A 9415-nucleotide genomic window follows, 5' to 3' on the forward strand; every position below is an offset into this window, starting at 1 on the left:
AAGATATCTGACAACTGATGCTGCACTTTCCACGCCTGGCGGAAGTCGGGAACAATCGATAAATGGTGCATAAGAGACGGTGTCAGCATCGGATCATCCATGAGCGAAAGCTGCTAGATGACCACATGAGCTCCTATTGGTAAAGCGCTACGAGGCCCGTCGTAGAGCGGTTTTTCATGCATTTTCCCTGCCCTGGACTTTCCCGGGAGGCTATGGTGCCGCAGCATCGCACCCACGCGGGACTGCCCCGAGCAACGCGGGACTGTCACCGGCGTGGGTTGGCCGGGGACTGTCCCAGTGGCTAAGCCGGGGGCCGTCCCGGGGGCTAATCACATAACCTGTGCTGCTATGCTGGAGAGAAACCGCCCCGGCCCGGGTGGCACACAACCCGCAGGTGATGCCCGATGACCCCGACTACCTTGATCGATGAGAACTTGTATCCAGACCCACCAACCGACCAGAGCCTGGTAACGGGCAGCATGGCGTCCGCCCCCTTACAGCCTGTTTCACCGCCACTCCCCGATCAACACACGACCTACCGGTCACTGCCCCGCTCAACCGCCGGAGGGAAAGTCCCCCGATATATGCGGCGTGTCAAGCGCCTGCCAAGCACGATACCCGAGACCATTACCGACCTGGAGATACGTCAATGCCGCCTGCTGCTGGCGCTGCATGATACCGCGCCTCTTCGTATCTGTGATCAGCCCGCCGGGGCCCTCGAGCTGTGCTGTGACTTTCAGCCCACCGCGGGGCTGCGCTTCGTTTCGGCCCAACTGCGCCTCACCCTGGAGACTCCCCAGGGGGTAAGGATCATCGACCTGGCGCCAAGGCGAGTAGAGAGCGAAGGCGTCGCGATCAGTGTCACGAAAACCGGACGGTTCGCCATCAAGCCTCTCGGCGCAGCCGGCAAGGGTGAGCTTCAGCACACAGCCGATTTTAAGCAGTACACCTGTCTGGTCAGTGGCTCGGGAAACAGCACCCAGGAAGCCCGCTGGGAGTTCAATGAAATGAAGCAGGGCAAGCAGGGGCTGGGCACGCAGCACGCCCTCTTCCTGATCGTTTCCGCCGTTGGCACCCTCAGGGGGCGTATTTACCTGAGTGCCGCGGTGGAGCGTAGTGGCCTGATGGGAGCCCATGACCAGGCGAGAAGATGGTTACGCCTGGGAGCACTGCCGGAAGTACCCTACCTTCCGCTGGAGATTCAGGTGCCGACATGAGCTGGGTTCATCGAAACAATGTTTTGTCCAAGAAGCATACGATAACTTCTTGAACTGAGGTCACAAACAATCGAGATAGGCGCGCACCACCACATCTTCACTAAACCTCTCCTCCATCCGCTCCCGCGCGGCATCGCCCGCATTCTGCAATTCAGAAGCCCCCATCGTCATCACCCTCCGCATCTGGTCTACCAGCGAATCGGCACTGCGCACTTCACACAGCCATCCGGTTACTCCCGGCTCTATGGCATGACGGCAACCAGGCACATCCGTAACAATCGCCGGACGACCCATGGCAGCGGCTTCCAGCACCGTGCGAGGCATGCCCTCGCGGTATGAGGGCAGCACCAACACATGGGCCTGCATAATCAAAGGCCGCACATCGTCAGTGGCACCGAGATATTCCACAATGCCCTCAGCCTGCCACTGGCGCACCTCGTCTTCAGCAATCGCCGTGCGGTTACTCACTCCCATCGGCCCCACCAGCAGGCAGCGTACATCTCGTCCCTCAGCCTTCAACTGGCGGCAAGCCTCAGCGTATTCCCTTACTCCCTTATCACCCAGCAAACGGGCAATCATAATAAAGGTAAAGGGGCTGGTTCCCGGCAAAGGCGACGCCGAAAATCGCTGCAAATCCACGCCGGAGCCGGGCAGCACCGTTACGGGTGTATTTCCAAGTAGCTTATAAGCTTCAAAGACTTCTCTGTCGTCTTCATTCTCAAAAAAGACACGTACAGCTTTTTGATTAATCCTTCCATATATTCGACGAACTAATTTAAAAAGCAGACTATCATGTATAAATGCGGTACCGAGCCCAGAAACATTATTGGCAAAAGGAATCCCAAGAGTCTTGCAAGTAATCCCTATATAAACATTCATTTTTATCGTCGAATTGAACACAATATCTGGGGACAAACGCCTTATAGCCCTAAAAATAAAAAAAAGACTCTTCAACTCCTTCCAGATACCGACGCCTTTCCCATCAAGGGGAATAGAGAAAAACTCGGCGCCAAGTTCATCACCAAGACGGCGCGAATAATCGTCATGTGGAGAAAGGCAAACCACACGGTGGCCTGCATCAACAAAACCTCGAATCGTCTTCCGGCGAAAATTGTAAAGAAACCAGGAGGTGTTCGAAGTGAATACTACTGTAGACATATCCTATTCCATCCTATTGAGATCGGCCCCAACATAGGGAGGTGGTAAGGGTTAGCTTCATTAAGAAACTTTTTTCACAATACGGTTACGTCTTTTTAATCGGACATTTAGCATCCGATTTACTCCGCAGTCTGCGCATACAAACAAGACAAACATCACTACAAACGGGTAACGATATCGAGCAGCAGTACCATAATTAAAAACCACCAACCCATAAACCGATAATGCCAAAGCCATAAACAAAAGCCAGAAGGTAAGCTTCCTCGGAACTTGCTTCCAGGCAACACGTATCACAAAAAAAAGAAAAAACAAAACCACCATGTTCTCGACTGCTTGAACTAACTGCAGCGGGCTACCAGCCTCCCACGGAAATGGCTTTGAAAGAAATAAAAGCCCATCCACCAAACCGGATAACACAAATTCACCCGGACTAGAAATTAATGCAACATCCCCCACATCACCACCGTCTTCTATATACATAGCTACCCGAAACTTATTTACTTTAGGCAGAGCAAAGGGCGACGCCGCGATCAATGTTACGATTAAAACAACTACCACCGCGACGGCCCTGCCAACAGAAATTCCGGCTTTGCGAATTCCAAGCAACACATAGATCAAAAGAGCTGGCCCCAGAATAAAAAAGTTCTGAAACTTAATCTCAAACAATAAATAAAGCGGAAAAAAAGTTAGCCACCACTTCCCTTCCCTGGCCCACTGAACTGCCAACACCATAAAAACAAAAACAAAAGTATCTCTAAGGCCCATTCCAGTATACAGTGACATGCTAGGATAAAGTAGAAAAAACCAGAGCGAAACTGGGGTAAAGACCTGTTTTCGGTACAGCCAGAAAAAAAGTGCTGCGTAAAGGAATGCATTGTAAAAACCAAGACTGATAGGACTAACAGCTACTGGAAATGGCATCAATGCAAATAGTACTGCAGCCTGGTTGACATTACCTCCTAGCCAGGAATCTAGTATTCCCATATCACCCGTACGGATGGCATTAAAAGAACGCCAGTACTTTAACGCATCAGGCATATATTCGAAGGGGAAAAGTACACCATTGAGTACAAACGGTAATAGGCAATGCAATAACAAAACGCTTTGATATAACACCGAAACTTTCAAAGCACGGCCCGCTACCATAACGAAAATTACACATATAAAAAAATTGGGCAGATCGTAAAACCTCATGCCCAGAAACCCGTAATCGAATATCCAATCAAGATCTTTCACGTAAACTTCCAAAGTTAGTCAATTATATTTTCTCATAATTTTAAACTTCACTTCTCCAGCTTAGTACTACAGCCTCAACCTCATCAGCTACAATGCATGTTATCGATATCGGAGTCTGGCCGGGTAGACCAGGCGATTGCTCGACCCGGCTGAAACATGTCAGCCTACTCTTGTAGTAAATTCTTTCTTATAACACAATTTACTTAAACATTTATCAGGTAACTTTAAAGCAGCACATATGAAAAACAAAACGCACTTAAACCTTTTAGCCCTCAAGCAGCTCACTATCATAATCATTAAATACCTAACCTCTGAAAACAACCCCATTGCAGCCCGGTTATTTAAGTAAAAACGTTTGACTGACTCAAAGTCAAAATCTCTCACCTCACCTTTCAACCAGTGTATCGTGTAGTCAGAATTCTTATTGCATGCAGAGGGAACATTACTAACAACCCTGCAAAAAAAATCTAAATCTTGGTGCCTTTTTAAACTTTCATCCCAGCGATTTTGATCCCAGATTTCTTTACTTATTAAAAATGAAGATGTCTGCGCATAACCCCGATTTTTCCCTAGAAGAAAGTCAATTGGCTCTTCGTCTTCATAAATATTTCTAGAGCATTTAATCTCTGACTCAATCCCATTGTAAACACGCGCAGCACCATAAACAAAGTCACAATTGTAAACCTTTATAACTCGCATACAGTTTTCTAGGTGGTCTTCATCCCACTCATCATCAGAGTCTAGAAAAGCTATAAATCGCCCGCTGGCTTCCTCAGCACCAAAATTACGTGCAACATTTGCATTTTCACAACACAATAGACTATAAAATACTATTTTATCGGACTCAAACTCTGCAATCACCGACTTAATTTCCGCCGGATCATCTGAGTTATTCTCAACAATCAAAATCTCCGAAGCTGCATATGTTTGGCTCAACACAGAACGAACTGCTCGCTTCACTTCAGACAACCTATTATGTACTGGTATAACAACGGATATAGAGTTATCCACATTCCCCTCCTGTTTACAAAATCCTGAATCCGTGAAGCCGGCGCCGACACTCTCCCTATCACCGCCAGCGAGCATTTTTTGACCATTCGCCACGTGCAAGTTGGCTTTCGCAAGCCCGTTATTGCCAAAATCCACCGTGCTGATCGGTGCTGACGGCCCGTTTTGTCATGACCTTACCCAGAAATCGTGGACACCGATCTAAGAGATCATTCGGGCCTCGAAGGCCTCAGGGCTGATCATCCCAATCGCACTGTGCCGACGCTGCCGGTTATAGTCCAGTTCGATGTATTCAAACACTTGCCGCCGCATGGCCGCCCGGCTCTCGAAACGTTCGCCATGAATCGCCTCGATCTTCAGGCTATGGAAGAAGCTCTCGGCGCACGCGTTGTTGAAGTGGACCCCATTCCTTGGACCACCTGACAGGCTATCTAAGCTCGGATCGAATCATCATCGGCGTCAGGCCACCTTGTTTAGTGGTTGAGGGAAATACAGCTCATCGGGTGTCGCATCGTCCAGTCCCTGGTGAGGCCGCTCCTGGTTGTACCAGGTGAAGTAGCGGCCCAGCTCCTGTTTCAGCTGAGCCCCGTCCTTGAAGGCTTTCAGGTAGACGCACTCATACTTCACGCTGCGCCAGAGCCGTTCCACGAAGATGTTGTCCTGGTAACAGCCCTTGCCGTCCATGCTGATCCGGACATCATGGGCTTCCAGCACCTCGGTGAACGCATGGCTGGTGAACTGACAGCCTTGATCCGTGTTGAATATCTCCGGCGCTCCATGGCACGCCAGGGCCTCCTCCAGGGCATCGACGCAGAAGTCCGCATCTAGGGTGTTGGAGACTCGCCAGGCCAGCACACGGCGGCTGTGCCAGTCCATGATGGCCACCAGGTACATGAACCCGCGTGCCAGTGGGATGTAGGTTACATCGGTCGCCCACACTTGATTGGGGCGGTCGATGACACGGCCCCGCAGCAGGTAGGGATAGATCCGATGACCCTCGCCCGGCCGGCTGGTGCATGGCTTGGGATAGACGGCCTGTAGGCCCATCTGGCGCATCAGTCGCTGAACGCGCTTGCGGTTTACCGCGTGTCCCAAACGATTGAGATAGGCCGTCATCCGTCGTGATCCATAGACCGGTGTGCGCAGGTGTTCCTCGTCGATCAGGCGCATTAGCTCCAGGTCATAGGCCCGTAGCGCCTTGCGCTGGTAGTACATCGAGGAACGACTGATACCGAGCAGCTGGCACTGACGCCGGAGGCTGATGTCGGGCGCCTGCGGCTCGACCAGTGCCAGGCGCTGGGCCCGGCTCAACGATCGAGCCTGCGTGACAAAAAATCACGTTCCACCGTCAGCTTGCCGATCTCGCGATAGAGCGTGTCGATCTCCTCCTGGGTCTTCTGGGCAGCCTTGCCGGCACTCTTACTCTCGAAGACGCCGGTGGCGTTGTCCAGCAGCTCGCGTTTCCACTGGCTCACCATGGTCGGATGGATCTCGAAGCGGGCCGCGATCTCCGACGTGGTCTGATCGCCCTTGAGGGCGGCGAGGGCTACCTTGGCCTTGAACTCACTGCTGTACTGTCGACGTTTCCTGCTCATGATCAGGCTCTCCTGGTCGGTCTGATCAGAGCTTAGCGCCTGGTCCGAATTCCGGGGTCCACCTCATTCACGCGTCACCTGGTTGTTGTAGCTCCATCTCGCATAAGTCCCGCTTATCGCAAACAGGTTTTAAAATCAATCGATTACCCCCCCCCCTGTCACATGAATACCAATAACTTACATACCAAAAAACATTCTTAGCAAAGGGGAAAAGAAAAATAAATAGAGAGCTTTAGCCAACAAGATCGCGAACTGCTGACTTAAACCTGTACTTGTTTGACAAGGAACCATCACGACAAAGACTTGCAATACCACAAATGCGCTTCAATACACCTTGGGAGCGAATTTCGGCCCTTCGCTTATGCAACCTAGAAACCACCATTGTCTCATCATACAGGGACTGAAGTTTATCCCGATAAAATTCTGGCGAAACTCTCATTGCGCGCTTTACCCCTTCAGCAAAAATATCGTGCTGAGAAGGGTAGTTCATCGATTCATCTTGACGAGAAGAAAACAAGACTCTGAATTGATGCAGAAATCTATGAAACCTAGTCACTTTAGTCGTGCGGTTAGCAATAAACTGAGATTCGTTAGATTCGTGACGACGATAATATTGAAGAGACTTTTCTTCTATCAGCTTAGCATCGAGACCTTCTGCAAAAAACACCAGCCAGTTATCATGCCCTTTGTAACCATTACCAATAGGAAGGCTTAAATCAAGAAGCTCTCTTCTAATCGCACAGCAGCAGCCCATGACAAAACTCTTCATGGAAAAACCAGCGGACTTAATCTGTCCAATCTTGGTAAGACCTACCTCGTTGAGCTCACCGTCGGTTAGCGTTGCATCGTTCATCAGCACTAACGCTTCCGAGTTGTGCTCAGCCACATTGAGCATGTATTCGATTTTCTCTGGAAACCACACATCATCCTGATCACTGAGAAAAACCAAATCACCGGTCGTCTTTGTCAGTGCCGCACTGAAGTTCCCGCAGTATCCGAGACTTTCTTGGTTGCGATGAAACTCGACAGCAAAAGGCGCAGTAGTTGCAAACTCGCGTACAATGGCTTCGGTTTGATCGGAGGAACAGTCATCTGTAATGATCAACTCATCCGGCTGGCGGGTCTGTTCAACGAAACTTTGAAGCTGCTCTTCTATATATCTGGCACCATTATAGGTGGCCATGGCTATGGAGATTTTCATATTAACCAACAGTACTAGAAATCAAATTTTGTACGAGAACTCCGAATAATCTTTTTTGTAAAATTCGACTATCCTCTCATAATGCAGCTTAAACCTCGCCTCGACCTCCGGATCTTTCACAGACTGCTTCTCCCGAGCTCCTAATGAAAAAACTGATGTCAATTTTTTAGCACGAGATTTGATACCCCTAGCCCCCGCAGAATGGCTTAAGAAAATACTCCGAGCACTCTCTATAGCGCTTTCCTCAAGTTTAAAAACTTGAGCCTGAACACTGGCTGGAACAAACTCCACTTGCGGCCGAATGTGATTATCATAGACGTAATTGTTTTTCGAGTACCTCTTAAAAACATCATAAACCCAATCATCTACACTAAGACTGGTAATCCCTTGCGACAGCTGCCAGTAATATTCCGACTTAAGACGTGAAAACGGATTTCTTACTATAGTAAAAACTGAGTCAAAACCTTCAAGATCAAGAAGGCACTCTAGCGGCTTAGCATGTAAGTGCTGGAGGCTGGCCTTATAAAACCTGATCTCTTCCAAAGATCTCCCGCGAACTGAAAAACTCTCACTCCACCCTAAGTCAGCGCCAATTTTCTCTATCGTACTCCCTGCAGATTTTGGAATATGAATAAACAATACATTTTTGTTTTCTTTTGAAAAAATAGGCACAAAAATCTCCAAAGACTAAAACACTGTGGACCGGATTTCTAATTTAACCAAAACAAAACAAGTTAGTACCGCATTCCAAATAACAATACTAATCGCCACTGCTAAAGCTGCACCAACGACGCCAAAGCTGGGGATTAAAGTAATACAGAATAGTATATTACTCAAAACAGCGGCAACCTGCCCTAACAATGTGAATTTTTTCGTTACCACTCACTGAAAGAAGGTGACCGACAGTTCCAAAGAAAACATTGACTAATTGTCCAACAACTATAATTACCAAGGGGAGGTATGAAATTGACACGTAATCTTTTCCAAAGACAAGGCGGATGCAGGCTCTGAGTGCAACACCGTCAATGTATCGATGACGGAGCTTCATGGTACTTCGCCATCTGCTCGCTCATCACCTCAATAGGGCACTTGAAGTCGAAGCGCTTTCGCGGGCGCATGTTCAGCTCCAGCGCAATCTCATCCAGCTCTTGCTGGCTATAGACCGATAGATCTGTTCCCTTGGGCAAGTACTGACGTATGAGTCCATTGATATTGAGGGGGCGGCCGTCCGCTTGGCGCCCCTCTGCCATGGGCTGTGCGGGTCACAGAAGTAGATGGCGACACCGGTATTCTGGAAGACTTTGGCGTGCTGCGTCATCTCACGTCCTTGGTCATACGTCATGCTCTTCCGTGCAGCCAGCGGCATGCGATTCAGCGCCGCGCTGAAGCCCTCTACAGCAGAGGTGGCAGTCGCATCGTTCATCTTCGCCAGAATCAGGTAACCGCTTGTGAGTTCGACGAGGGGGCCGACAGCCGATGCATTGTTCTTGCCCTTGATCAGGTCGCCTTCCCAGTGGCCAGGAAATTCACGTTTCTCCACCTCTGGAGGGCGGAGGTGAATGCTGACCATGTCCGGAATCTGGCTGCGCCGGTCGACCTGACCACGACGCGGCTTGCGGGTCGGTTTTCCCTGTCGCAGACAATGGATCAGTTCCTTTCTCAGCTCACCGACGGGCAACGCGTAGATGGCGCTGTAGATCGTTTCTCTGCAGACGTAAGCGTCTCGAAGGTCATGACGGCGCTGTTGCAAGTGTAACGCGCGATACCGGCCATCGGACGACCCATTGCGCCGTATCTCTCGGCTGATCGTCGCCGGGGACCGTTCGAGCAGAGCCGCTACCTTCCTGATGCTCAAGCCCTTCGAGAGGCTGATCTGGATCGTGGCACGCCCCTCTCTGCCAGCCTAGTTGTCCAGATGGCGATTTCGCCTGAATCCCACTCAGAGAGGGTGGTATGAGAGCTTCCATGCCAAGGTACTCCGAAGAACGTAAGGCCGCAGT

General features: G+C 50.0%; 7 protein-coding genes and 2 pseudogenes. 1 reads left to right on the forward strand and 8 read right to left on the reverse strand.

Annotated elements, in window-relative coordinates; all coding sequences use genetic code 11:
• Positions 1-404 precede the first annotated feature (404 nt).
• Positions 405-1217, forward strand: coding sequence for a hypothetical protein (locus tag OP496_RS15925; protein WP_280564780.1), 813 nt, complete (start codon positions 405-407; stop codon positions 1215-1217).
• Positions 1218-1277: 60 nt separating this feature from the next.
• On the opposite strand, the gene OP496_RS15930 is transcribed toward OP496_RS15925, so the two are convergent.
• The 8 genes and pseudogenes from OP496_RS15930 to OP496_RS15965 all read right to left on the reverse strand — a co-directional run bounded on the left by OP496_RS15930 (position 1278) and on the right by OP496_RS15965 (position 9294).
• The gene (locus tag OP496_RS15930) at positions 1278-2375 is read right to left on the reverse strand and encodes a glycosyltransferase family 4 protein (RefSeq protein ID WP_280564781.1); all 1098 of its coding nucleotides are present in this window, start codon (positions 2373-2375) and stop codon (positions 1278-1280) included.
• Positions 2376-2435: 60 nt separating this feature from the next.
• Positions 2436-3611: a hypothetical protein gene (locus OP496_RS15935; protein ID WP_280564782.1), complete on the reverse strand. Its 1176-nt coding sequence runs from the start codon at positions 3609-3611 to the stop codon at positions 2436-2438.
• Positions 3612-3770: 159 nt separating this feature from the next.
• Positions 3771-4757 carry a glycosyltransferase family 2 protein gene (locus tag OP496_RS15940; protein WP_280564783.1) on the reverse strand — a complete coding sequence of 329 codons (987 nt, stop codon included), beginning with the start codon at positions 4755-4757 and terminating at the stop codon, positions 3771-3773.
• A gap of 63 nt (positions 4758-4820) precedes the next feature.
• A pseudogene (locus OP496_RS15945) lies at positions 4821-5015 on the reverse strand (IS3 family transposase); the annotation flags it as partial.
• Positions 5016-5078: 63 nt separating this feature from the next.
• A protein-coding gene (locus OP496_RS15950; RefSeq protein ID WP_280564784.1) for an IS3 family transposase occupies positions 5079-6214 on the reverse strand; the annotation gives its coding sequence in 2 pieces (ribosomal slippage) (positions 5079-5941 and positions 5941-6214; 1137 coding nt in all).
• Between the two features lie 232 nt (positions 6215-6446).
• On the reverse strand, positions 6447-7397 hold the full coding sequence (locus tag OP496_RS15955; RefSeq protein WP_280564785.1) for a glycosyltransferase: 951 nt from the start codon (positions 7395-7397) through the stop codon (positions 6447-6449).
• 39 nt (positions 7398-7436) lie between these two features.
• The gene (locus OP496_RS15960; RefSeq protein ID WP_280564786.1) at positions 7437-8087 is read right to left on the reverse strand and encodes a sulfotransferase family 2 domain-containing protein; all 651 of its coding nucleotides are present in this window, start codon (positions 8085-8087) and stop codon (positions 7437-7439) included.
• A 350-nt stretch (positions 8088-8437) separates the two neighbouring features.
• A pseudogene (locus tag OP496_RS15965) lies at positions 8438-9294 on the reverse strand (IS30 family transposase).
• Positions 9295-9415 lie beyond the last annotated feature (121 nt).

The organism is Chromohalobacter sp. 48-RD10, from assembly GCF_029889785.1.
In the GTDB taxonomy this organism is placed as follows: domain Bacteria; phylum Pseudomonadota; class Gammaproteobacteria; order Pseudomonadales; family Halomonadaceae; genus Chromohalobacter.